Here is a 23,406-nt window from a genome sequence, read left to right on the forward strand (position 1 = left end):
GCCGGCGCCAAGTCAGAGAGCGATCATGGCTGAAAACAAGAGCGAAGTCATCGCGGGGGCCGTTGTGCTGGCCGTGGCCTTGGGATTTGTCTTCTACGCGGGCAAATTGACCGGTGCATCGGCTGGTGGCCAAAGCTATGAGCTCGGCGCCTCCTTCCGCTCGGCCGACGGGATCACGGTGGGCACGGATGTGCGCCTCGCAGGCGTCAAAGTGGGCCGCGTGACGTCGATGGCGCTCGATCCTTCCACATACCGGGCGGGCACCACGATTAGCGTGGCCGAGGGTATCTCGGTGCCTGACGACAGCGCGCTGGCCATCTCCTCCGAGGGGCTTCTGGGCGGCAATTATGTCGAGATCCTGCCGGGCGGATCGCCCATCCATTTTGAGCCCGGTGACCAGATCGAGTTCACCCAAGGCTCTATCAGCCTTGTGTCGCTCCTCATGAAGTTCGTTGGCGGCGACTCGGGTGAGGTGCCAAGCGAATGAGATGGGCGGCCCTGATGCTGGCGCTGGTGCCCATGATGGCAAGCGCGCAAGACGAGGCGGCTGTCGGCACCGGCGCCGTGCTGCGCGGGCTGGAAAAGGTCTCCGGTGATCTGGTGGAGATGAACTTGCGCCCCGGAGAGGAGGCCAGCATCGGGCCACTTACCGTCACATTGCGCGAATGTCGGTATCCCCTGGGCGATCCGGCGGCGGATGCCTTTGCCTTCGTTACCATTCGCGACGAATCAGAAGCGCAGCCGATCTTCTCGGGCTGGATGATTGCGTCATCGCCCGCGCTGAATGCGTTGGATCATCCGCGGTTCGACGTCTGGGCATTGCGCTGCAGCACCGAGTGAGGCGACGGGTCCAGCGGCACCGCGTCGATGCCCGCCGGGTATTGGAGCGCGATGGCCAACTGACTGCGATAGGCGCCGCGGCTGATCTCGATCCCGCCAAGGCTGGCCAAGTGGTCCGTCAGGAATTGCGTGTCGAACAGGCGATACCCGCAGCGGCGTAGATGATCGACCAGATGCACCAGAGCCAGTTTCGAGCCGTCATTGGCGGATGAAAACATACTTTCCCCAAAGAACGCGGCGCCAAGGCTGACACCGTAGATGCCGCCAATCATGCGGCCCGATACGGTAATTTCCAGCGAATGCGCGTGCCCCATCTGGTGCAGGGCGATGTATTGACTACGGATCTCGCCGTTGATCCACGTCTCGGGCCGGTCGGCACAGCCATCGACGACGCCCGCAAAATCCGCGTTGAGGCTGACCTCATAGCCGCCGCGCCGCATCCTCTTGGCCAGACTACGCGAGATGCGTAAACCGTCCATCGGAATGATGCCGCGGCGGCGGGGATCGACCCAGAAAATTTCTGGGTCGTCGCGCCCTTCGGACATCGGGAAAATTCCTGATGCATAGGCATTCAGCAGAAGGTCCGGCGTTAGCGAAAAATCCGCATCCTTCATGTTATGCCTCGCAAAGCGGCCTTAGCCGCGCAGGTTGGTCTCCAGCCAATGTTCCAGCCAGTGTATGTTATACTCGCCGGTCTGAATGTCGTCTTCCTGCAAAAGCGCATGGAAGAGCGGCACGGTGGTGTCGACCCCGTCCACGATCAACTCGCCCAAGGCGCGGTTCAGACGCGCGAGCGCTGCGGGCCGATCAGACGCATGCACGATCAGCTTGCCGATGAGCGAATCGTAATAGGGCGGGATGCTGTAGCCATCGTAAAGCGCGCTATCCATGCGCACGCCAAGGCCGCCGGGTGCGTGGAACTGCGTGATCCGGCCCGGACGGGGCGCGAATTCCGGCAACTTCTCGGCGTTGATGCGGACCTCGATGGCGTGGCCGTTGATCTTCAGCTCGTCCTGTTGGAACTCCATCTCGAGCCCGGCAGCCACACGGATCTGCTCGCGCACCAGATCGACGCCAAAGATGGCCTCGGTCACGGGATGTTCGACCTGAAGACGGGTGTTCATCTCGATGAAATAGAACTCGCCATTCTCGTAGAGAAACTCGATCGTGCCTGCGCCGGTATAGTTGATGCGCGCCACGGCATCGGCGCAGATCTTGCCAATGCGGTCGCGCTCTTCCTGAGTGATCGAAGGGCCGGGCGCCTCCTCGAAAACCTTCTGGTGGCGCCGCTGGAGTGAGCAGTCGCGCTCGCCCAGGTGCACAGCGCGGCCCTTGCCGTCGCCAAAGACCTGGATCTCGATATGGCGCGGCGTGGTCAGGTATTTCTCGATATAAACTTCGTCGTTGCCGAAATTCGACTTGCCCTCGGCGCGCGCGGTCTGGAATGCGCGCTCCATCTCCGTCGCGTTCTGAGCGACTTTCATACCCTTGCCGCCGCCGCCCGCCGTGGCCTTGATGATGACCGGATAGCCGACCTCCTCGCCAATGCGTTTGGCCTCGGCCAGATTGGCGACGCCGCCCTCGCTGCCGGGCACGCAGGGCACACCCAGCTGCTTCATCGTGTCCTTGGCGGTGATCTTGTCGCCCATGACGCGGATATGCTCGGCCGTGGGGCCGATGAAGGTCAGGCCGTGATCTTCGACGATCTGCACGAAGGTGGCGTTTTCGCTGAGAAATCCATAGCCCGGGTGGATCGCCTGCGCGCCCGTCACCTCGCAGGCCGCGATGATCGCGGGGATCGAAAGGTAGCTGTCGGTGCTGGCGGGGGGGCCGATGCAGACGCTCTCGTCAGCCATGCGCACATGCATCGCGTCGGCGTCTGCGGTGGAATGTACGGCGACGCTATGGATGCCCATCTCGCGTGCGGCGCGGATGACCCGCAGGGCGATTTCGCCCCGGTTGGCGATCAGGATCTTGTCGAACATGGGTTTGCCTTACTCGATGATCATCAGGGGGGCGCCGTATTCCACGGCACCGCCATCCTCGACGAGGATGCGCTTGACCGTGCCGCCGCGCGGGGCGGGGATGTGGTTCATCGTCTTCATCGCCTCGATGATCAGCAGCGTGTCGCCCTCGCTGACCTTGTCGCCGACCGACACGAAGCTGGGCGCACCCGGCTCTGCCTGCGTATAGACGGTGCCGACCATGGGCGAAGTCACGGCGCCCGGATGGCTGGCCGGGTCTTCGCCCTGCGCCGGCGCGCCGGATGCGGCCGGTGCGGCGCTCGGGGCGGCCGGGGCATGGGCCACGGGCGCGGGCGCAGCGTAATGCGCTTGCGGGGCGGCCTCCATCTTGCGGCTGACCCGCACGTTCAGGCTGTCATCCTCGCCATAGTCGCGCTTGACCTGAAGTTCGGTCAGGTCGTTGTCGTTCAAGAGCTCGGCCAGCGCCTTGATGAAGGCGACGTCGTCGTCATGCGTTGTCTTGGGCATCATGGATCCTCAAACGGCTTGCACCCGAACCGGGCGCTTATGTGATTTTCGCCGCTTATATGGCATGCGGGCGCCATAGAAAACCGCGATTGTGCAGCGTTGATGCGTCCCGGCCACGTGCCGCTTGCTGCGCGGGTTGCCTTGAGGGGCGCTGCAGCTTATGTGCGGCACACTACGCGGTCGCAGCCTACCCGCTCAAAACAAGGACGAGATATGAAAGTCATAGTCATCTGCTCCGGCGGAATGGATTCGGTCGCATTGGCGCATCGCTATGCGGCGACGGGCGATCTGCACGCGCTCTTGTCGTTCAACTACGGTCAGCGTCACGCGAAAGAGCTTGAGTTTGCCGCGCTCTGCGCTGCCCGTCTCGGCGTTCCGCACCATGTCATCGATATCAGCGCCATCGGTGCCGCCTTGAGCGGCAGCGCACTGACCGACGATATCGACGTGCCGGATGGCCATTACGCCGAAGAGACGATGAAAATTACCGTGGTGCCGAACAGAAACGCCATCATGCTGACGATCGCCTTCGGCATGGCCGCCGCACAAAAGGTGGACGCGGTGGCGACGGCGGTGCATGGGGGCGATCACTTTATCTACCCCGACTGCCGCCCCGATTTCATCGCCGCGTTTCAGGCGATGGAGGATCGCGCGATGGAGGGTTACGCCGACATCCGGCTGCTGACGCCCTATGTGCAGGGCACCAAGGCCGACATCGCGATTGACGGCGCCAAGCACGGCACGCCCTTTGCCGAGACATGGTCCTGCTACAAGGGAGGCGATCTACAGTGCGGGCGTTGCGGCACCTGCGTCGAGCGGCGCGAGGCGTTTCATCTGGCCAGCGTCGAGGATCCGACGACCTACGCGGATCCGGATTTCTGGCGCAATGCCACCGGTCAGGAGGGCTGAGCCATGTACCGTATCACCAAGGAATTTCACTTCTCGGCGTCGCATCAGCTGTTTGGTCTGCCCGAAGATCACCAATGCGCGCGCCTCCACGGGCACAACTATATCGTCGTGGTCGAGCTGGCTGGGGCCGAGCTGAACCAGCATGGCTTCGTGCGCGACTATCTCGAGCTGGCGCCGCTCAAGCGGTATATCGATGACGAGCTGGACCACCGCCACCTCAATGACGTGCTGGGCGACGATTGCGTTACGGCCGAGCGCATGGCCAAACACCTCTATGATTGGTGCGCCGCCCGCTGGCCCGAAACAGCTGCCGTAAAGGTCAGCGAAACGCCCAAGACATGGGCCGAGTATCGACCGTGAGCGACGTTCTGCGCATCTCCGAGATCTTTGGCCCGACCATCCAGGGGGAGGGCGCGCTGATAGGCGTGCCGACGGTTTTCGTGCGCACCGGCGGCTGCGATTTTCGCTGCGTCTGGTGCGATAGCCTGCACGCTGTGAACAGCGAATATCGCCATACATGGGCGCCGATGAGCGCCGTGGACGTGATGGCCGAGATCCGCCGCCTTTCGGGCGGCGTGCCCCTGACCGTTACGCTCTCGGGCGGCAATCCTGCGATCCAGCCGATGGGTGATTTGATCGAGATGGGCCGGGCCGAGGGCTATGGTTTTGCGATCGAGACCCAAGGGTCGGTCGCGCGGGACTGGTTCGCGCAATTGGATATGCTGGTGCTTAGTCCCAAACCGCCGTCGTCCGAGATGGAAACGGATTGGGCAATCCTGCAGGACTGTATCGACGCCGCCAAGGATGCGCCGACTGTGCTGAAGATCGTCGTCTTCGACGAGGCGGATTATGCCTATGCACGGGACGTGGCCGCGCGCCATCCCGACCTGCCGATCTATCTGCAGCCCGGCAACCATACACCGCCCCCGCCAGAGGATGACAGCGCCACCGTCGATCAGGACGGGATCGACGCGCGGATGCGCTGGCTGGTGGACCGGGTGATTGCGGATCACTGGCACGCGGCGCGGGTGCTGCCGCAGCTGCACGTCATGCTATGGGGAAACAAGCGCGGCGTTTAGGGCCGGCAAAGGAGACCGTATGAGCGAGAATATCTACCAAGATCTCAAACAACTGGGCGCAAACACGGCCCTGCCGGACGACCCGGACACCGCCGAGCTGGAGCGGGTCAAGAACCCGCAGGCCGATGTGGACTATAACGTGCGCTTCGTCGCGCCCGAATTCACGTCTCTCTGCCCGATGACGGGCCAGCCGGACTTTGCGCATCTGGTCATTGATTACGTGCCGGGCGAATGGCTGGTCGAGTCGAAATCGCTCAAGCTCTACCTTGGCAGCTTTCGCAATCACGGGGCATTTCACGAGGATTGCACCATCACCATCGCGCGCCGGATTGCCGAGTTCACCGAAGCCAAATGGCTGCGCATCGGGGGCTATTGGTATCCGCGCGGGGGCATTCCGATCGACGTCTTCTATCAGACGGGCGAGATGCCGAAAGGTGTTTGGATCCCGGATCAGGGCGTGCCGCCCTATCGCGGACGCGGCTAAGAGTTTTCGCTGAAAAGTCTTGGGTCCGACTTGCCACAAATTTTGCGCCCCGCGAGATGATCGCGGGGCGCTTTTCGTTATTTGCGGTTCATCCGATTTTCGATCAGATCGTCCACAACCGAAGGATCCGCCAGCGTTGACGTATCGCCCAGCGTAGCGTGATCGTTTTCGGCGATCTTGCGCAGGATGCGGCGCATGATCTTGCCCGAGCGGGTCTTGGGCAGGCCGGGCGCCCATTGGATGAGGTCCGGCTTGGCGATGGGGCCGATCTCGGTGCGGACCCATTTTTCCAGATCCTTGCGCAGCTCGTCCGTTGGCTCCACCCCGTTCATCAACGTCACATAGGCGTAGATCCCTTGGCCCTTGATGTCGTGCGGATAGCCGACGACGGCGGCCTCGGCCACGTCCGCGTGGGCGACAAGGGCCGATTCCACCTCGGCCGTGCCCATGCGGTGGCCCGAGACATTGATCACGTCATCGACGCGGCCCGTAATCCAGTAATAGCCATCCGCATCGCGGCGGCATCCGTCGCCGGTGAAGTAATACCCTTTGTAATCCGAGAAATAGGTCTTCTCGAACCGCTCATGATCGCCATAGACCGTGCGCATCTGGCCGGGCCAGCTGCTCTTGATGCAAAGGACGCCCGAGGCTTCGGTCTCAGTCTGCTCTTCGCCGGTCTGCGGGTCCAGAATGACAGGCTCGATCCCGAAGAAAGGCGTGGTGCAGCTGCCGGGCTTGGTGGGGGTGGCGCCGGGCAGGGGGGTCATCAGGTGGCCGCCGGTTTCGGTCTGCCACCAAGTATCGACGATGGGGCGCGTGCCCTTGCCGACGACATCGTTGTACCAGTTCCACGCCTCGGGGTTGATCGGCTCGCCCACGGTGCCCAGCACCTTGAGATCGCTCAGATCGCATTTCTCGACGAATTCCTTGCCTTGCCCCATCAGCGCGCGGATGGCGGTGGGGGCCGTGTAGAACTGGTTCACCTTGTGCTTTTCGCAGACCTGCCAGAAGCGGCTGGCATCGGGATAGGTCGGCACGCCCTCGAACATCAGCGTCGTCGCGCCATTCGCCAGCGGGCCGTAGATGATATAGCTGTGGCCGGTCACCCAGCCCACATCGGCGGTGCACCAGAAGACGTCGCCGTCGTGATAGTCGAAAACGTATCTATGCGTGAGGCCGGCATAGAGCAGGTAGCCGGCAGAGCTATGGACGACGCCCTTGGGTTGCCCGGTGGAGCCCGAGGTGTAGAGGATGAAAAGCGGATCCTCGGCGTTCATGGGGCGCGCGGGGCAGTCGGGGCTGGCGTGCTCCATCTGCGCCTTCACGTCGATGTCGCGCCCGTCGATCCAGGTGGTCTGGCCGCCAGTGTGCTTAACGACGAGGCAGCGCACCTTGTCGTCGCAATGCAGCAGGGCGGCATCGGTGTTGGATTTGAGGGCCGTCTTGCGCCCGCCGCGCGGGGCCTCGTCGGCGGTGATGACCACCTTGGCGCCGGAATTGTTGATACGGTTGGCCAGCGCATCGGGCGAAAAGCCTGCAAAGACGATGGAATGGACCGCGCCGATGCGTGCGCAGGCCAGCATGGCATAGGCGGCCTCGGGGATCATGGGCAGATAGATCACCACCCGGTCACCGCGCATGATGCCCTGGCTCAGCAGGACGTTCGCCATGCGGCAGACCTTTTCGTGCAGCTCATTGTACGTGATGTGCAGCGCAGGCGTCTCGAGATCGTCCGGCTCCCAGATGATGGCGGTCTGGTCGCCGCGCGTCTTGAGATGCCGGTCGATGCAGTTGGCGGCGACGTTCAGGACGCCGTCCTCGAACCAGCGGATATCGACATTGCCCATCTCAAAAGACGCGTTCTTCACCTTTGTAAAAGGCTCGATCCAATCCAGGTTTTGCGCATGTTCGGACCAGAACGCGTCCGGATCCTTGATCGAGGCGGCGTACATCTTGTCATATGCCGCGGCGTCGATATGCGCGTTTTTTGCGAATGCATCGGAGGGCGGATAGGTTTTGTCGGACATGGCTGTGACCTTCTTCTGGTAGGGAGGCGGGCGGCGCGCGCGGCGCCGCCAAGCATGGCGGCGTCAGATCGCCAGATATTCGGCGCGCAATTCTTCGTTGTTCAGGACCTCTTCGGCACTACCGTCAAAGACGATGCCGCCTGTGTCAAGAATGACGGCCCGGTCTGACAGGTTCAGCGCGCGCACGGCGTTCTGTTCGACCAGAATGGTGGTTATGCCTTGCTGCTTGATGATGCGCAGCGTCTTTTCGATCTCGTCGACGATCACCGGGGCCAGCCCCTCGTAAGGCTCGTCCAGCAGCAACACCTTGATATCGCGGGCCAGCGCGCGGGCAACCGCCAGCATCTGCTGTTCGCCGCCGGAAAGGGTGACTCCCTCCTGCTGGCGCCGCTCGGCCAGGCGTGGGAACAGCTCGTAGAGGCGCTCGATCGACCAGCCGACGGGCGGCGCGATCTGCGCCAGTTGCAGGTTTTCCTCGACCGTGAGACCGGGGATGATGCAGCGATCCTCGGGCACGAGGCCGATGCCAGCGACGGAGGCCTCGTGGCTTTTCATCTTGTGCAAGGGCTGGTGATCCAGCCAGATCTCGCCATGATTCAGCTGCGGATTGTCCATGCGGGCGATGGCGCGCAGCGTCGTCGTCTTGCCCGCGCCGTTACGGCCCAGCAGGGCGAGGATTTCGCCCTCGTGCACGTTGAAGCTGATATCCTGAACGATATAGCTTTCGCCATAGTACGCTTGCATGCCCCAGACGGACAGAAAAGCGGGGGCCGTCGCGGCGTGATTGGCATTCTTCGAGAAGTCGGGTTGTGCGGTCATGTCATATGTCCTTTTGCGGGCGTCATCGGCGGCGACGTCAATGAGCGGTTTCGCCCAAGTAAGCTTCGCGCACCTTGGGGTGGCCCTTGATCTTGTCCGGCGTGTCCTCGACCAGGGGGGTGCCCTGCGCCAGCACGGTGATACGCTCGGCCAGGCTGAACACCACGTGCATGTCGTGCTCGATGATGGCGATGGTGATCTCGCGCTCGTCCTTGATCTGCTTGAGCAGGTCGATCGTGTTGTTGGTGTCGGCGCGGGCCATGCCCGCCGTCGGCTCGTCCAGCAGCAGCAGGCGCGGCTCTTGGGCCAAGCACATGCCGATCTCGAGGCGGCGCTTGTTGCCCCGGCTCATCGCGGCTGAATGATTGTGCCGCTGGTCGGCCATGTTGAGGCTTTCCAGCATGTGCTCGGCCTGCTCCATCACCTCGCGTTCGCTGCCGACGGCCTCGATCGCGTGCATGCGAAAGGCGCCGTCACGCTTGGCGAAGATCGGGATCATCATGTTCTCCAGCACCGTCAGATCGCCGAATATCTCGGGGGTCTGAAAGACGCGGGAGATGCCCATCTGGTTGATCTCGTAGGGCTTGCGCCCCAGCACGGATTGGCCGTCAAAGCTGACCGATCCGGTATCGGGGATCAGCTTGCCGACCAGCACGTTGAGAAGGGTGGATTTACCGGCCCCGTTGGGGCCGATGATCGCGTGAACGGAGTTCTCCGCGACGCTGAGGTTCACGTCCCCCAGCGCCTGGAGGCCGCCGAAACGCTTGTTGACGTTCTTGACTTCGAGAATGCCCATGGGTGCGGTTCCTTATTCAGCCGGGGACGGCGCTTCGGAGGATTTCTTGGCCTTCTTGCCTTGGGCAAGGCGGCGGATACGCTGCCCCCCTTCGACGAGACCGCCGGGCAGGAAGATGACGACAAGCATGAAGACGAGGCCCAGCGTCAGGTGCCAGCCCTTGCCGACGAAGGGATAGATCAGCGCGACAGTCAGATCCTCCAGCCCGTCGGGCATCCAGTAGAACCAGTCATGCAGCACGCCCGAGTTGATCTTGGACACGATGTTTTCCATGTACTTGATCAGGCCCGCGCCCAGAACCGGGCCGATCAGCGTGCCGGCGCCGCCGAGGATGGTCATCAGCACCACCTCGCCCGAGGCGGTCCAGAACATCCGCTCGGGGCCCACTTGCGTGTCCATCGCGACCATCAGACCACCGGCGAGGCCAGCATACATGCCCGAGATGACGAACGCCGCCAGCGCGTAGGGGCGCGCATTCAGGCCCGTATAGGTCATGCGGGTGTTGTTGGATTTGATCGCGCGCAGCATCATGCCAAAGGGCGAGCGGAAGATGCGGATCGAGAGGTAAAAGGCCAACACCATCACCACGGCGGCGATGTAGTAGCCCGCGTTGAAGGTGAACTGCCAACCGCTGAGATAAAGGTCGACGCTGGAAGTCATGTCGAGGCCGAAAAGATTGGCACTGGCGCGCTCACTTCCTTCCAGCGCGCCGTCGAGAATGCGCGCGTCGTTCAGCTTCAGCTGCAGGCCCGTCTCGCCGCCCGTGATGGGCGTGAGGACCGAATAGGCCAGCGCATAGGACATCTGCGCGAAGGCCAGCGTCAGAATGGCAAAGTAGATGCCAGACCGGCGCAGCGAAATGTAGCCGACCAGCAGGGCGAAAAGCCCCGCAACGACCACCGCCATGATAATGCCGGGAATGATATTGGCCGTCAGCAGCTTCATCATCCAGATCGCGGCGTAGCTGCCAACACCGAGGAAGGCGGCGTGCCCGAAGCTGAGATAGCCCGTGAGGCCAAAGAGGATGTTGAAGCCGATGGCGAAGATCCCGAAGATCACGAAGCGCTGCATCAGGTCGGGATAGCCCGCGTTGAACTGCGCCATGCCCGAGTTTACCGGGAACGGGTTGAGGATGAAGGGGGCCAGCAGCGCGAGGGCCGTGACCAGCGCCAGCAAAAGGGCGTCTTTGCGTGTCAATCCAAGCATTGGCTTATTCCTCCATCACGCCTTTGCGGCCCATCAGGCCGCGCGGGCGGGTCAGCAAAACGATGATCGCAACAAGGTAGATGACGATCTGGTTGATGCCCGGCAGGGCTTCGAGAACGGCGGACATCGAGGCAAAGCTCTCGAGGATGCCCAGCAGGAACCCGGCCAGAACGGCGCCTGGCAGGCTGCCCATGCCGCCCACCACGACCACGACGAAGCTGAGGACAAGAAAGTCCATGCCCATGTGGTAGTTGGGGCTGTTGATGGGGGTGTACATCACGCCTGCAAGGCCCGCGACGGCGGCGGCAATGCCAAACATGATGGTGAAGCGCTTGTCGATGTTGATGCCCAGAAGGCCCACGGTTTCACGGTCGGCCATGCCGGCGCGCACGACCATCCCGAAGGTGGTGTAGCGCAGGAAGGCAAAGACACCGCCCACAATCACGAGCGCAAAGGCGAAATAGACGAGGCGCCAGTAGGGGTAGATGATCGAATTGGCCTGCATGCCAAGGAAGGCGCCGAAGTCGAACGAGCCGCGGAACGCCTCGGGGGCGGGCGTCGGGATCGGGTTGGCGCCGTAGAAATACTTGATGATCTCCTGCAGCACGATCGCAAGGCCGAATGTCACCAGGATCTGGTCCGCATGGGGGCGCTTGTAGAAATGCTTGATCAGGCCGCGCTCCATGATGACGCCGATGGCGATCATCACAGGAATGGCGAAGATGATGGACAGAGGCACGGCCCAATCGATGATGAAATTGCCGGCATTCTCGCCGACGAGGCCGTAGATATAGGGCACATCGACCGTCATCGGGTTGCCCAGGAAGTCTGTGCGCGTCTCGTCCACAACCGTGTGGCTGAAGGTCAGGATGCGGCTGAGCGTGACCGCGCAGAACGCGCCGATCATGAACAGGGCGCCGTGAGCAAAGTTGACCACCCCCAGCGTTCCGAAAATCAATGTCAGGCCAAGGGCGATCAGCGCATAGGCCGACCCCTTGTCCAGTCCATTGAGGATTTGCAGGATTATCGCATCCATCGATCTGCCTCACATGTCAGAAATCAGTCCAGCCACGAAACGGCCAGGTCAGGCCCCGTCTTGGGGACCGGCGCAGTAGTGATTTGATAGGGGTTGGCCCGTCCCCAGCCCTTGGCGGGGACGGGCCGCCGGGGCGCTTAGGCGCCCGGGTTGCACTCACCCAGGGTTGCCTCGGGGCCACCGAATTCGGGCGCGTCTGCCGCGTAGGTCACCTGCTCGGCAGGGGTCACCTCGACGATTTCGACGAGGTCGAATTCGTTCTCGGGGTTTTCCTTGCCGCGCACGACCACGACGTCCTTGAAGCACTGGTGGTCATCGCCGCGATACAGCGTCGGGCCGCTGCCCAGACCGTCGAATTCGAAGTCCTTGAGGGCCTCGACCACGGCGCAGGGGTTGAAGCTGCCCGCGCGCTCGACCGCATCCGCGTAAAGCAGCGTCTGCACGTAGCAGGTATGCGCCGCCTGGCTGGGCGGGAAGCCGAACTTTTCGCCGAAGGATTTGACGAATGCGTCGGTGCCGACATAGCGGTCGCCGAGCTCGCGCTGAAGTTTCCAGTCCCAGTTCTGCGAACCGAAGATGCCCGCGATGTTCTGGCCTGCGCCGCGTGCCATCAGCTCGGAATAGAGCGGAACGATGATTTCGAACTTCTTGTCGTTCACCATGCGGTCGCGCAGGCCAAACTGCACGGCGTTGGTCAGCGAGTTGACCATGTTGCCGCCGTAATGGTTCAGAACCAGCACATCGGCGTCGGACTGCAGGACGGGCGTGATATACGCGCTGAAGTCGGTCTGGGTCAGCGGGGTCTTGACCGCGTTGACGGTTTCCCAGCCCATGGCCTCGGTCGAGTTGCGGATCGCTTCCTCGGTGGTGTAGCCCCAGTTGTAGTCCGCTGTCAGGTGATACGCCTTGCGGTCGGTGCCATAGGCGTTCGCCAGAACGGGCGCGAGCGCCGCGCCGGACATCCAGCTGTTGAAGAAGTGACGGAAACCGTTGGCCTTGCGGTCCTTGCCGGTCGTATCGTTCGAGTGGGTCAGACCCGCCATGAAGATGACGCCGGCTTCTTGGCAGAGCGCCTGCACGGCCACGGCCACACCCGAAGACGAGCCACCGGTGATCATCACTGCGCCGTCTTTTTCGATCATCGACTTCGCCGATGCGCGCGCCGCGTCCGATTTGGTCTGGGTGTCGCCGGTGACGTACTCGACTTTCTTGCCCATGATGCCGTTGCCCTGCAGCGCCTTGGAGCTGAAGGTGTTCATCATGCCGCCGTCGCCGCCGCCGTTCAGATGCTCGACCGCCAGCTCGTAGGCGCGCAGCTCGTCGGCGCCCTCATCGGCATAGGGGCCGGACTGTGGCACGTTGAAGCCCAGCGTGACGCTGCTGGCATCGGTGGGGTCATTGGTGAACGCCGAGGCGCTGCTGGCCGTGAAAATCGTCGGAACCGCAAGGCCCGCGCCCGCGACGGCGCTGGTTTTCAGCATGCCGCGACGGGTGAAGTTGGATGTGGACATGTAATCCTCCCTTTATGATCAATTGTGGCAGACACCTCCTCCGCGTCACGCCACAACCGCACTTTGTGCAAACGCATTATGACACGGCGCAAGAAAACTTCTCAACAACTGCCTTTTGCACAACGATAATTTTGTAAATTTATGCACACGGACCGCTTGAATCGTGTAAATATTTGTCAATCACACGGAGGATTGCTTTGAAACGAAACGAAAATGGCGGGGGTTCTGCGGCGCAGCACGGATTGGACGCGGGCACGCTGACCGGCACCCGTATCCGCGAGCGGCGGCTCGAGCGCGGTCTGGCGCAGGGCGCATTGGCGCGCGAGGCCGGGATTTCGCCCTCCTATCTCAACCTGATCGAGCATAACCGGCGCAGAATCGGCGGCGGCATTCTCTTGCGTCTGGCCGCCGCGCTGGGTGTCGAGGCACAGGCGCTGGCCCATGGCGGAGAAGCGGCGCTGATGGACGGTCTGCGCGAGGCGGCGGGTGGCTTGCCACCCGAGGACGATGCCCCTGCGCCCGAGCTGGACCGGATCGAGGAATTTGCGGGCCGCTTTCCCGGCTGGGCGCATCTGGCGGTCGCCATGTTGCGCCGCAGCCAGGCCGAGGCACGGCGCGCCGATGCAATGGCGGACCGGCTGGCGCATGACCCGCATCTGGCCGCGTCGCTGCACGAGGTTCTGTCGGTCGTGACCGCCATCCGCTCGACCGCGTCGATCCTTACCGATACCGCCGCGCTCGAGCCGGAATGGCAGGCGCGGTTCCACCGTAATCTGGGCGAGGACAGCCAGCGGCTGGCCGAAGGGGCCGAGCGGCTTGTGCGCTATCTGGATGACGGGCCGGGCGCGGGCAGCGACATCCTGTCGCCGCAGGACGAGATGGACAGGATCATGGACGCGGCCGGCCATCGGTTCGCGCCGCTGGAAGCGGGCGGTAGTCCGGATGCGGTGCTGGAGGAGATCGAAGCCGAGGCGGGGTTGCGCCCCGGCACCGGCGCGCATGCGCTGATTGCGGAGGCGCTGGCCCGCTATGCCGCCGATGCGCGCGCGCTGCCTGAGGCGAAGTTGCGCGCGGCACAGGCGCGCCACGGCACGGCGCCTCTCGCGCTGGCGCAGGATTTGGGCGCTCCGTTGCCGCTGGTCTTTCGGCGCCTCGCGGCGCTGCCCGAGGATGTGGCCGGCCCGGTTGGCCTGATCAGCGCGGATGCATCGGGTGCCATTCTGACGGTCAAGCCGCTGGCGGGCTTCCTGGTGACCCGGCTTGCCGGTGCCTGTCCGCTTTGGCCCCTGTTCCGCGCGGGAGGGCAGCCGGGCATGGCGCTGCGCCAGCGCATCCAGCAGCCCGACCGCGACGCGCGCCCGGTGCTGGCCATGACCGCCACCGAAGAGGCGGCGCCCGGCGGCTTCAACATGCCGTCCCTGACGCGCAGTTACATGCTGCTCTTGCCCGAGAGCGCGGCCGATGCGCAGGATGGCGCGCCGCCCAGCCCTGTCGGCATATCCTGCCGGATCTGCCCGCGCCGCGCCTGCCTCGCCCGGCGTGAGCCGTCGATCCTTCCCGAGAGTGATCTGCCAGCTGCGCCAAGCTTTTGACAGGCAGGATCATTGCCGCCAATACTGGCGTGGGGCATCGCGCCGCTGCACTTGATTGACGCGATGTATCGCCGCGCAGCACGCGCAAGATAAGGGGAGGAGGCCGATGCCAAGGCAGGTCTTGTTGATCGAGGACGAGCCGAACATCATCGAGGCCATCAGTTTCATCCTGTCGCGGGATGGCTGGCAGGTGCGCAGCCATGCAGGCGGCGCCGGCGCCATGGAGGCCGTGCGAACGCGCCGTCCTGATCTGATCATTCTTGATGTGATGCTGCCCGACCGCTCGGGCTTTGAAATTCTGGGCGATATCCGCGCCGATCCCGACCTTGGCGCGACGCCCGTCCTGATGCTGACGGCGCGTGGCCAGCGCAAGGACCGCGACATGGCCGAACGCGCAGGCGCCAGCCGCTTCATGACCAAGCCATTCTCAAACGGTGAGATGCTGGAGGCGGTGCGCGCGTTGGCCGGCGGCCCGGACACGGCGTCATGAACGCGGCGCGGGGGCCGGGCAATGTGCAGGACAAGCTGCCAGCGCGTCCGCAGCCCCCGGCCGATGGCAAGCCGGGCGCGGGATATGCGCTTTTCGTGGCGCATGGCACGTACCGGCAGCGGCGCATGATAGATGCAGCTGGACTGTTGCCGGTGCTGGGCGCGCTCCTGTTCGCCATGCCGCTTCTATGGATGGGCGCGGGCAGCGGACCGGAGCCGGCGGCCCCCGCACGCACGTCGCATGTCATGATATACCTCTTCGCTGTCTGGGCCGGGCTTGTCATTCTGTCGGCCTTCATTACCCGCGGGCTGAAGACGGGAGGAGCCGTCCCAGAAGACGACGACACGCCGCCCCATAATTCCACGTCCCAGGACGGCGCGGTGCGAGACGGCTGATGGCCACCACGGGCATCCTTGCGGCGGTTTGCGTGATCTATGTGATCATTCTCTTTGCCGTGGCCTTCGCAGCGGATCGCGCGGCGCGGCGCGGCCGGGGTGCCTGGCTGCGCTCGCCGCTGGTCTACACCTTGTCGCTCTCGATCTATTGCACCGCCTGGACATTCTATGGCGCCGTCGGCTTTGCAGCGCGGTCGGGGATGGAGTACGTGACGATCTATCTTGGCCCCAGCCTGATCATGATCGGCTGGTGGTGGACGCTGCGCAAGATGGTCCGCGTGGGCCGCAGTCAGCGCATTACCTCCATCGCCGACATGATTTCGTCCCGCTATGGCAAGTCGAACACGCTCGCGGTCTGCGTCACGGTCATCGCGGTGATCGGCGCGACGCCCTACATCGCACTCCAACTGCAATCGGTGACACTGTCCTTCGCCGCCTTTTCGCCGTCCGGCCCCGAGGGCGGCGGGCGCTCGGTTCAGTCAATCGCGATCTATGTCGCGTTGGGCCTGACGCTCTTCACCATCCTATTCGGCACCCGGAACCTCGACGCAAACGAGCGGCATCACGGCGTGGTGATGGCCATTGCGGTCGAGGCGGTGGTCAAGCTGTTGGCCCTGTTGGCCGTCGGCATCTTTGTGGTTTGGGGGTTGGAGGGCGGCCTGGCGGCGACGATGGCGCGCATCGACGCCTCGCCCATCGCCGATTTCGATGTCTCGGGCAGCCGGTGGACCGCGCTTACGCTGCTGTCGGCCGCGGCATTCCTGTGCCTTCCCCGCATGTTCCAGGTCATGGTGGTCGAGAACGAGGACGAGGGCCATCTGCGCACCGCGGCCTGGGCGTTTCCGCTTTATCTGATGCTCATCAGCCTTTTCGTCGTGCCCATTGCCGCCGTCGGGCTGGATCTGATGCCCGCGGGCTCGAACCCCGATCTATACGTGCTGAACCTGCCGCTGTTGGCGGGGCAGGACGGGCTGGCGATCCTGTCATTCTTGGGCGGCTTTTCCTCGGCCACGTCGATGGTGATCGTCGCGGCGATTGCCCTGTCGACCATGGTGTCGAACCATATCGTGATGCCGATCTGGCTGCGCGCCACCGGTGGCGCGGCGATGATGTCGGGCGATGTGCGTCATGTCGCGCTTTTGGCGCGGCGCCTGTCCATCGGGGCAGTGGTGTTTTTAGGCTATCTCTACTTTCGCCTGTCCGGAGGGGGCACGGCGCTGGCGGCCATCGGTCTTGTGGCCTTTGCCGGCGTGGCGCAGTTTCTGCCCGCGCTGATGGGCGGTCTTGTCTGGCGCGGGGCCACGCGCAGCGGGGCGCTGGCGGGGCTGGGTGTGGGCTTTGTTCTATGGGTTTATTGCCTTTTCCTGCCCAGCTTTGGCGCGGGCGTGGTCCTGCCGGTGCATGTTTTTGAGGAAGGGCTCTTTGGCCTGTCCTGGCTCCGGCCTCAGGCGCTGTTCTGGACGGTTGGGATGGATCCGCTGGTGCATTCGGTGATGTGGTCCGTTGGCCTCAATACGGCCGCCTTCTGCATCGTGTCGATCCTGACCTTTCCGCGCCCGGTCGAGCGGCTGCAAGGTGCGCAATTCGTCAACGTGTTCGAGCATTCGCGCGGCCCCGGCACCTGGAGCGGCGGGCGCGGCCAGTCCGAGGACCTGCTGATCATGGCGCAGCGCATCATGGGTTCTGCCGAGGCGCAGGAATTGTTCAGCCGCGCCGCGCGCCGCCAGGGCCTGACCGGCTACCTGCCCGAGCCGTCACCCGAGTTTCTCGAATGGCTCGAGCGGCGCCTCTCGGGGTCGGTCGGGGCGGCGACGGCGCATGCCATGATCAGCCAGATCGTCGGCCGCGCGACCGTCTCGGTCGAGGATCTGCTGGCCGTGGCGGACGAGACCGCGCAGATCATGGAGTATTCCAGCCAGCTCGAAGCCAAATCCGCCGAGCAGGCCCGCACCGCACGCCAGCTGCGCGAGGTGAACGAGAAGCTGACGCAGCTTTCGGTACAAAAGGACGGGTTTCTCAGCCAGGTGAGCCACGAGTTGCGCACGCCCATGACGTCGATCCGCGCCTTTTCCGAGATCCTGCGCGAGGGCGATCTGAGCGCCGAAGAGCAGCAGAAATACGCCTCTATCATTCATGGTGAATCGTTGCGCCTGACGCGCCTTCTCGACGATCTGCTGGATCTGTCAGTGCTTGAATCGGGCCAAGTGGTGCTGAATGAGCAGTCCGGCACGTTGGCTGAGGTGCTGGACCGGGCCGTCGCCGCAACCATTGGCAGCGCGCCGCCGGGCACGGGCGCCGAAGCGGGCCTGCGCATTCAGCGCGACCCGAATGCCGAGGCGCTGCGCCTGAACACGGATCTGGACCGGCTGGTGCAAGTCTTCATCAATCTCATCGCCAATGCGCGGAAATACTGTGATGCGCCCGAACCCTTGCTGCATGTGCGTCCCGAGCTGGGTCAGTCCGGATTGACGCTCGATTTCATCGACAACGGCGCCGGCATACCGCTCAAGGACGAGGCGCTTATTTTTGAGAAATTCTCGCGGCTGGGTGCGTCCCAAGCGCCGGGGGCGGGTCTGGGTCTGGCCATTTGCCGCGAGATCATGCACCGGCTGGGCGGCACGATCGCGTATCTGCCGGGGCAGGGCGGAGGGGCGTTTCGCGTGACGCTGCCGCGCGAGGCGGTGGCACGGGCCTAAATCGGTACTGCTGAATTTCCCGCAACCTTTTGGTAACCTGAATGGCGCTAAGGTCGGTGCCAATTGGATCTGACACGGGGCGGCGACGCGGCGCATGACATCTCAGGGCGGCAATACGGTCATTCATCGCAAGGCCCGCGCCTCGCGCGAGGAATATCAGGCGCGCGCGATGTCTCCGGCCAAGGCGCTGAGGTTGGCGCTGGCCCAGGCGTCGGGCGCGCTCTTCGATTTGCCGATGATCGTGGCGGCGGTCGAGCAGGTCGAGATCTCGCAAACTGCACTGAGGGCAGAGTTTGCGGATGGCGGGCTCATGGTCCTTCTTGACGGGCCGCGCGGTGCGCGCGGGGCTGTGCGCCTCGACGCCGCCCTTCTGGCCGCGCTGATCGAGATTCAGACCACCGGGCGCATCACCGGGCGCGACACCGGCGGGCGGGCCGTCACGCGCACCGATGCTGCCATTGCGGCCCCGCTGATCGATGCGGCGCTGGCCGGTGCGGAGGCCAAGCTGACCGAGGACGCGGACCCGCAGGAGGACGGCAAGGCGGCGGCGCCCCATTGGGCATCGGGCTATCGCTTTGGCGTCATGATGGAGGACGCGCGCGGCATGGCACTGGCGCTGGATGCGCCGGCTTTTCACGTGTTTCGAATGATGGTCGAGTTGGGTGATGACGGTTATCCCGGCGCGCTGACCTTTTTGATCCCGGTCCCCGAAGTTCCTGCGCGTCCCGCTGCGGACGCGGGTGATGACGGTCTGCGCCGCACGCTTGAGCAAAGCGCGATGAACGCGCCTGCACTTTTGGATGCAGTGCTGGGCCGCGTGACCCTACCGCTTGAAAAGGTGTGCAATTTTGAGGTTGGGGCCCTTATTTCCCTCTCGGGCGAGCCGGGGTTGAAGGTGCAACTGGAGGCAAGTCAAAAACATGTCGTCGCGCTGGCGCGGCTGGGCCAGATGAATGGTGCGCGGGCCGTGCGTCTTTTGCCGGGCAAGGATGCCGTAGCGGCGCCATCCGATACAGGCGCCAATGGTGGGGCGCGAGCGTCTAACCAGAGTTTCGACATGGCCATGATCTCGGATATCGCGGATGCGGCGGCGGGGCTTGCATCTCGCCCTGCGCCGTCCGGCGGTCTACCGCCAAACGTGGCCGCGCCGGTCCGCATCGAGAGCGCGGCGCGTGATCCAGCCCGAATGGAAGATCAAGCCGTGGAGTGAGTGGCGCGATGCCCTAACGCAGGAAGATCCCGATCACGACCAGCATAAGGCCGATGACCGACATGAAGAGCGCGCCCATGTTGATAGGCAGCACCTTTTGCAGGACCGCGCGCATCCGCTCGTCATCCAGCTTGGCGCGGCGCGCGCGCCAAACCCGGGCAATGCACCAGAGCAATCCGCCAAGACCGGCTGCGGATACGGCGGCACCGACCCAGATAAGACTTTCCATGACTTTACTCCCGGCTGCTACGGGCCTATCGCGCCCGCTTTGCCCCTTACCCCTTGCGGACTTCAGGCTCAAGCCACCGGGGCTTGCGGGATGACGGGTCGCGCTGTAGTCACGGTCATCTTTGAGGATGCGGAGTAGACCCATGGACGACCAGACCCCCGATGCCACCTACCGCGTGACGGCCGATGAACTGCGCCAGTTTATCGAGCGAATCGAGCGCCTTGACGCGGAAAAGAAGGACCTCGCCGAGCAGCAGAAGGAAGTCATGGCCGAGGCCAAGGCGCGCGGCTACGACACCAAGGTGATGCGCAAGGTCATCGCCCTGCGCAAGCGCGACAAGGACGACATCGCCGAGGAAGAAGCGGTGCTTGAGATGTATAAAGAAGCGCTCGGCATGGCCTGAGCGGCCGCCGCGCCGAGGCCGCCGGGATCCGAGGCACAGCGACGGCGGCCCGCGCGACTGCGAGCTTAACACACGATCACATCGCAATGGAAGGGCGCCGAGGCGCGCTAACGGTTTCTCGGACCGTGCGCTGCGCGGAGCGGCGGTGATCCGCGAAATGGACGCGCCGTCATTCGTTGTGACAGGCGCATTTCTGGCCACGTTCGTCGCTGGGGATGCGGTGCAGGACATTCTGCCGACCCCCTCTAGCTGGTTCCAGATCGTCTAGCAGGGGGGCAAGTTTATCGGCGCGGTGGCGCAGCAGGAATGATCCTGACGCGGCGCCGAAAGCAAAAAAGCCGCGCTGTATGCGCGGCTTTTTCCTTGTCTCAAAGCTGGCGCCCGGTTCAGGCGTCGTCGTCTTCTTCCGACTGCTGCTCGACCGCTTCGGCCAGGTCTTCGTCGTCCGATGCGGCAGAGCCGATATCGTCGAAGAGTTCCGCGATCTCGAAATCGGCGGCCGCTTCTTCTTCGGCTGCGAGTTCCTGGATCGACTTGCCCGATGCCTGCAATTCGGCCTCTTCGGGCGAACGCGCGACGTTCAGCGTGACGGTAGCGTCAACTTCGGGGTGCAGCGACACGTTGATGTCGTGCAGACCCAGCTCTTTGATCGGCGCGCCCAGCGAGACTTGCTTGCGATCGACGGTAAAGCCGTTCTCGTTTGCCGCGTCAGCCGCGTCACGCGTGGTGACCGAGCCATAAAGTGCGCCCGAATCGGCGGCCTGACGAATCACGACGAATTGCTGACCGTTCAGCTTTTCGGCCATCGCTTCGGCTTCTTTGCGGGTCTCAAGGTTCTGCGCCTCGAGATGCGCCTTGCGCGCCTCGAAATCGGCGATGTTACGCTCGGAGGCCGACAGCGCCTTGCGCTGGGGCAGGAGGTAGTTGCGTGCGAAGCCCGGCTTGACGTCGACGACGTCGCCCATCTGGCCCAGCTTGGCCACACGCTCGAGAAGGATAACTTGCATTGTCTTACTCCTTACTTGACGGCGTAGGGCAGCAGGGCGAGGAAGCGGGCGCGCTTGATCGCGCGGGCCAGCTCACGCTGCTTTTTTGCCGAGACGGCGGTGATGCGCGAGGGCACGATCTTGCCACGCTCGGAGATGTAGCGCTGCAGCAGGCGCGTGTCCTTGTAGTCGATCGCGGGCGCGTTCTCGCCCGAGAAGGGGCAGACCTTGCGGCGACGGAAAAACGGTTTGGTAGCCATGGGTTATGTCCTTTATCTGAGGGCGTTGATCAACGGCGCTCGCGGCGCTCGGACCGCTCGTCGCGCTTTTGCATCTGGACCGAGGGCAGCTCTTTGTGCTCATCGACCTTGATGGTCAGCGTGCGCATGACGTCGTCATGCAGGCGCATCAGACGCTCCATTTCCTGCACGGCCTCGGAGGGCGCGTCGGAACGCAGGAACGCGTAGTGACCCTTGCGGTTCTTGTTGATCTTGTAGGCCATCGTCTTGACGCCCCAGTACTCGTGATCGACGAGTTTGCCGCCATTGTCGGACAAGACGGTGCCGAAATGCTCGATAAGGCTTTCGGCCTGGGCGCTGGACAGGTCCTGGCGCGAGATAAAGACATGCTCGTAAAGGGGCATGTTGGATCCACTTCTATCAGGGCGCATTTCATAGGCGGGGCAATTCGTTTCGCGGCCCCACCACGAGAGACTGCGCGGTTCATACGTATCTGCGAAACGAGGCCGACCCTTACAGCCATCGTTCTGCGCGCGCAAGGGCCGGGGCGCGTGGCAGGGTCGCTGAAGGCCCGTCCAGTGCAGATGCCGCTCTTTGACCCGGTGTGCGCCCCATTCCTGCCGGAATTCCTAGTCAACCGTTAACCATGGAAACCAGACCCCATGGCAATGGTTGAATACGGCAACGGCAAGGGACGAAACTCATGACAGCACTTCCTGATACTTTCATGCCCGAAGGCCCCTTGCGTCATCAGCGCGTGGTGCCGCAGCACCATATCGAGATGAGCGATGACGGCGGCCTGCGCCGCCTCGGAATGCGCGGCACGGCGCTATCGCTGCTTGTTGCCTCGGTTGGGCTTTGGCTGGTCCCGGTGATAGAGGGCGACGCGATGATGCAGCTGTTCAAGCTCGCATTCTCGGCGGCGATGGCGATGATCGGCGTAATGCTCTTGGGCGCGCGCGTTGGCCCGATGGGCCCCGAGGTGCGTGTAGATCCGGCCACGCGCCGCATGACGATCATCGAGCGTGGCCACGACGGTCATGTGCGCAGCGAGACGGTGCACGATATCGACGCGCTGGGCGATATCGTGCTGCGCGACGGTCTGCTGACAGCACGCTGCGCGGGTGGGCAGACGCTGGTCACGTTGCCGGTGAGTGATCCGCGCATCGAAGCTGCTCTTATGCGCGTCCTGGCAAATCGCGCGGCCTGACGTCCGCGCATCCTCTGGGCAACTCTGCGCCGATGCGCACATGCTGTTGAGTTTCGCGTAATTGTCTTGGCCCTGCTTCGCTATACGTTGGAGATCAGTATTCGCAACCAACAGGAGCCTTTGACATGAAGACATCGCTACTCGCCGCCGCAGCCACCGCCGCCGCCTTGGCCGCTACCAGCGCCGCCGCCGAGCCCGTCGCCTACACGCTCGATCCCAGCCACAGCCAGGTCATGTTCACCTACGATCATCTTGGCTACTCGACGACCTACAACATGTTCGCCGGCTGGGAAGGCCAGATCATGTTCGACAAGGAAGATCCGGCCAATTCGTCGGTCGAAGTGTCGATCCCGCTCATGTCGCTCTATACGGGCTGGGAAGATCGGCTGACGCATTTCATGGGTGACGACTTCTTTGCCGCGCAAGAAGGCGATCTGATCACGTTCAAATCCACGGCGATCGAGGTGACCGGCGACGACGAGGCGATCATCACGGGCGATCTGACGATGAACGGCATCACCAAATCCGTGCAACTCGAGACCGAGCTGAACATGGACGGTCAGCATCCGATGCAGAACAAGGCTTGGCTGGGCTTCGATGCCGAGACAACCATTCTGCGGTCGGATTTCGGGGTGGGTGCCTATGCCCCCAACATCAGCGACGAGCTGGATGTCGAGATTTCCATCGAGGCGGGCGCCGCGGAGTAATTCCGCGCTGCTTTCCCGCATCGGCCCGCGTCCCTTGATCGGGGCGCGGG

Annotated in this window: 28 protein-coding genes and 1 pseudogene; 15 read left to right on the forward strand and 14 right to left on the reverse strand. The window is 63.6% G+C overall.

The window, feature by feature from the left end; all coding sequences use genetic code 11:
* Positions 1-25: 25 nt before the first annotated feature.
* A complete protein-coding gene (gene mlaD / locus BW975_RS06045; RefSeq protein WP_076531861.1) occupies positions 26-487 on the forward strand; it encodes an outer membrane lipid asymmetry maintenance protein MlaD in 462 nt (153 codons plus the stop codon).
* Entirely contained in the window at positions 484-840 is a 357-nt protein-coding gene (locus BW975_RS06050) for a DUF2155 domain-containing protein (RefSeq protein WP_076531863.1), read from the forward strand. The genes mlaD and BW975_RS06050 overlap by 4 nt, the downstream gene beginning before the upstream one ends.
* Here BW975_RS06050 and aat read toward each other — a convergent pair.
* Genes aat through accB form a run of 3 tightly spaced genes read right to left on the reverse strand, consistent with a single transcriptional unit; the run spans position 795 to position 3,332 of the window.
* On the reverse strand, positions 795-1,454 hold the full coding sequence (gene aat, locus BW975_RS06055; protein WP_076531865.1) for a leucyl/phenylalanyl-tRNA--protein transferase: 660 nt from the start codon (positions 1,452-1,454) through the stop codon (positions 795-797). The genes BW975_RS06050 and aat overlap by 46 nt on opposite strands.
* A gap of 21 nt (positions 1,455-1,475) precedes the next feature.
* Positions 1,476-2,825, reverse strand: coding sequence for an acetyl-CoA carboxylase biotin carboxylase subunit (gene accC / locus BW975_RS06060; RefSeq protein WP_076531867.1), 1,350 nt, complete (start codon positions 2,823-2,825; stop codon positions 1,476-1,478).
* Between the two features lie 9 nt (positions 2,826-2,834).
* Positions 2,835-3,332 (reverse strand): acetyl-CoA carboxylase biotin carboxyl carrier protein, encoded by a 498-nt coding sequence (gene accB, locus BW975_RS06065; protein ID WP_076531869.1) that lies wholly within the window; start codon positions 3,330-3,332, stop codon positions 2,835-2,837.
* 213 nt (positions 3,333-3,545) lie between these two features.
* Here accB and queC point away from each other — a divergent pair, with 213 nt between their 5' ends.
* Genes queC through queF form a run of 4 tightly spaced genes read left to right on the forward strand, consistent with a single transcriptional unit; the run spans position 3,546 to position 5,804 of the window.
* Positions 3,546-4,241 (forward strand): 7-cyano-7-deazaguanine synthase QueC, encoded by a 696-nt coding sequence (gene queC / locus BW975_RS06070; RefSeq protein ID WP_076531871.1) that lies wholly within the window; start codon positions 3,546-3,548, stop codon positions 4,239-4,241.
* 3 nt (positions 4,242-4,244) lie between these two features.
* The gene (gene queD, locus BW975_RS06075; protein WP_076531873.1) at positions 4,245-4,601 is read left to right on the forward strand and encodes a 6-carboxytetrahydropterin synthase QueD; all 357 of its coding nucleotides are present in this window, start codon (positions 4,245-4,247) and stop codon (positions 4,599-4,601) included.
* Positions 4,580-5,320, forward strand: a complete 741-nt coding sequence (gene queE / locus BW975_RS06080; RefSeq protein ID WP_076531875.1) for a 7-carboxy-7-deazaguanine synthase QueE — start codon at positions 4,580-4,582, stop codon at positions 5,318-5,320. The genes queD and queE overlap by 22 nt, the downstream gene beginning before the upstream one ends.
* 19 nt (positions 5,321-5,339) lie before the next feature.
* Positions 5,340-5,804: a preQ(1) synthase gene (gene queF / locus BW975_RS06085; protein ID WP_076531877.1), complete on the forward strand. Its 465-nt coding sequence runs from the start codon at positions 5,340-5,342 to the stop codon at positions 5,802-5,804.
* A gap of 77 nt (positions 5,805-5,881) precedes the next feature.
* Here the strand turns inward: queF and acs are convergent, their stop codons facing one another.
* The 7 genes and pseudogenes from acs to BW975_RS06115 all read right to left on the reverse strand — a co-directional run bounded on the left by acs (position 5,882) and on the right by BW975_RS06115 (position 13,199).
* Positions 5,882-7,831 (reverse strand): acetate--CoA ligase, encoded by a 1,950-nt coding sequence (gene acs, locus BW975_RS06090; protein WP_076531879.1) that lies wholly within the window; start codon positions 7,829-7,831, stop codon positions 5,882-5,884.
* Positions 7,832-7,894: 63 nt separating this feature from the next.
* A complete protein-coding gene (locus BW975_RS06095) occupies positions 7,895-8,650 on the reverse strand; it encodes an ABC transporter ATP-binding protein (protein ID WP_076531881.1) in 756 nt (251 codons plus the stop codon).
* A gap of 37 nt (positions 8,651-8,687) precedes the next feature.
* Positions 8,688-9,002, reverse strand: a complete 315-nt coding sequence (locus BW975_RS18425) for an ABC transporter ATP-binding protein C-terminal domain-containing protein (protein WP_418314330.1) — start codon at positions 9,000-9,002, stop codon at positions 8,688-8,690.
* A pseudogene (locus BW975_RS18430) lies at positions 8,976-9,344 on the reverse strand (ATP-binding cassette domain-containing protein); the annotation flags it as partial. The gene BW975_RS18425 and the pseudogene BW975_RS18430, both read right to left, overlap by 27 nt.
* A gap of 114 nt (positions 9,345-9,458) precedes the next feature.
* Positions 9,459-10,652: a branched-chain amino acid ABC transporter permease gene (locus BW975_RS06105; RefSeq protein ID WP_076531885.1), complete on the reverse strand. Its 1,194-nt coding sequence runs from the start codon at positions 10,650-10,652 to the stop codon at positions 9,459-9,461.
* Between the two features lie 4 nt (positions 10,653-10,656).
* A complete protein-coding gene (locus BW975_RS06110) occupies positions 10,657-11,688 on the reverse strand; it encodes a branched-chain amino acid ABC transporter permease (protein WP_076531887.1) in 1,032 nt (343 codons plus the stop codon).
* A 137-nt stretch (positions 11,689-11,825) separates the two neighbouring features.
* On the reverse strand, positions 11,826-13,199 hold the full coding sequence (locus BW975_RS06115; RefSeq protein ID WP_076531889.1) for a substrate-binding protein: 1,374 nt from the start codon (positions 13,197-13,199) through the stop codon (positions 11,826-11,828).
* Positions 13,200-13,396: 197 nt separating this feature from the next.
* Between BW975_RS06115 and BW975_RS06120 the strand changes: the two genes are divergently transcribed.
* The 5 genes from BW975_RS06120 to BW975_RS06140 all read left to right on the forward strand — a co-directional run bounded on the left by BW975_RS06120 (position 13,397) and on the right by BW975_RS06140 (position 19,582).
* Positions 13,397-14,791: a short-chain fatty acyl-CoA regulator family protein gene (locus tag BW975_RS06120; RefSeq protein ID WP_244512499.1), complete on the forward strand. Its 1,395-nt coding sequence runs from the start codon at positions 13,397-13,399 to the stop codon at positions 14,789-14,791.
* 106 nt (positions 14,792-14,897) lie between these two features.
* On the forward strand, positions 14,898-15,281 hold the full coding sequence (locus tag BW975_RS06125) for a response regulator transcription factor (protein WP_076531891.1): 384 nt from the start codon (positions 14,898-14,900) through the stop codon (positions 15,279-15,281).
* Positions 15,278-15,676, forward strand: coding sequence for a hypothetical protein (locus tag BW975_RS18225; protein WP_244512497.1), 399 nt, complete (start codon positions 15,278-15,280; stop codon positions 15,674-15,676). The genes BW975_RS06125 and BW975_RS18225 overlap by 4 nt, the downstream gene beginning before the upstream one ends.
* A complete protein-coding gene (locus BW975_RS06135) occupies positions 15,676-18,372 on the forward strand; it encodes an ATP-binding protein (RefSeq protein WP_076531893.1) in 2,697 nt (898 codons plus the stop codon). Before BW975_RS18225 ends, BW975_RS06135 begins: the two co-directional genes overlap by 1 nt.
* A gap of 94 nt (positions 18,373-18,466) precedes the next feature.
* Positions 18,467-19,582, forward strand: a complete 1,116-nt coding sequence (locus tag BW975_RS06140) for a FliM/FliN family flagellar motor C-terminal domain-containing protein (RefSeq protein ID WP_076531895.1) — start codon at positions 18,467-18,469, stop codon at positions 19,580-19,582.
* A gap of 13 nt (positions 19,583-19,595) precedes the next feature.
* Here BW975_RS06140 and BW975_RS06145 read toward each other — a convergent pair whose 3' ends face one another.
* Positions 19,596-19,811, reverse strand: coding sequence for a hypothetical protein (locus BW975_RS06145; protein WP_076531897.1), 216 nt, complete (start codon positions 19,809-19,811; stop codon positions 19,596-19,598).
* Positions 19,812-19,953: 142 nt separating this feature from the next.
* On the opposite strand from BW975_RS06145, the gene BW975_RS06150 reads away from it, so the two are divergent.
* Positions 19,954-20,214, forward strand: coding sequence for a DUF2312 domain-containing protein (locus BW975_RS06150; RefSeq protein ID WP_170846539.1), 261 nt, complete (start codon positions 19,954-19,956; stop codon positions 20,212-20,214).
* 145 nt (positions 20,215-20,359) lie between these two features.
* On the forward strand, positions 20,360-20,482 hold the full coding sequence (locus tag BW975_RS18335) for a hypothetical protein (RefSeq protein WP_272482016.1): 123 nt from the start codon (positions 20,360-20,362) through the stop codon (positions 20,480-20,482).
* 118 nt (positions 20,483-20,600) lie between these two features.
* Here the strand turns inward: BW975_RS18335 and rplI are convergent, their stop codons facing one another.
* Genes rplI through rpsF form a run of 3 tightly spaced genes read right to left on the reverse strand, consistent with a single transcriptional unit; the run spans position 20,601 to position 21,843 of the window.
* A complete protein-coding gene (rplI, locus tag BW975_RS06155; RefSeq protein ID WP_076531901.1) occupies positions 20,601-21,221 on the reverse strand; it encodes a 50S ribosomal protein L9 in 621 nt (206 codons plus the stop codon).
* A gap of 11 nt (positions 21,222-21,232) precedes the next feature.
* Positions 21,233-21,460, reverse strand: coding sequence for a 30S ribosomal protein S18 (rpsR, locus tag BW975_RS06160; RefSeq protein WP_036700444.1), 228 nt, complete (start codon positions 21,458-21,460; stop codon positions 21,233-21,235).
* A 29-nt stretch (positions 21,461-21,489) separates the two neighbouring features.
* Entirely contained in the window at positions 21,490-21,843 is a 354-nt protein-coding gene (gene rpsF, locus BW975_RS06165; protein ID WP_076531903.1) for a 30S ribosomal protein S6, read from the reverse strand.
* Between the two features lie 299 nt (positions 21,844-22,142).
* Here rpsF and BW975_RS06170 point away from each other — a divergent pair, with 299 nt between their 5' ends.
* Positions 22,143-22,649, forward strand: coding sequence for a hypothetical protein (locus BW975_RS06170; RefSeq protein ID WP_076531905.1), 507 nt, complete (start codon positions 22,143-22,145; stop codon positions 22,647-22,649).
* Between the two features lie 125 nt (positions 22,650-22,774).
* Positions 22,775-23,356 carry a YceI family protein gene (locus tag BW975_RS06175; RefSeq protein ID WP_076531907.1) on the forward strand — a complete coding sequence of 194 codons (582 nt, stop codon included), beginning with the start codon at positions 22,775-22,777 and terminating at the stop codon, positions 23,354-23,356.
* Positions 23,357-23,406 lie beyond the last annotated feature (50 nt).

It is taken from the genome of Roseovarius nanhaiticus (assembly GCF_900156535.1).
Classification (GTDB): Bacteria; Pseudomonadota; Alphaproteobacteria; order Rhodobacterales; family Rhodobacteraceae; genus Roseovarius; species Roseovarius nanhaiticus.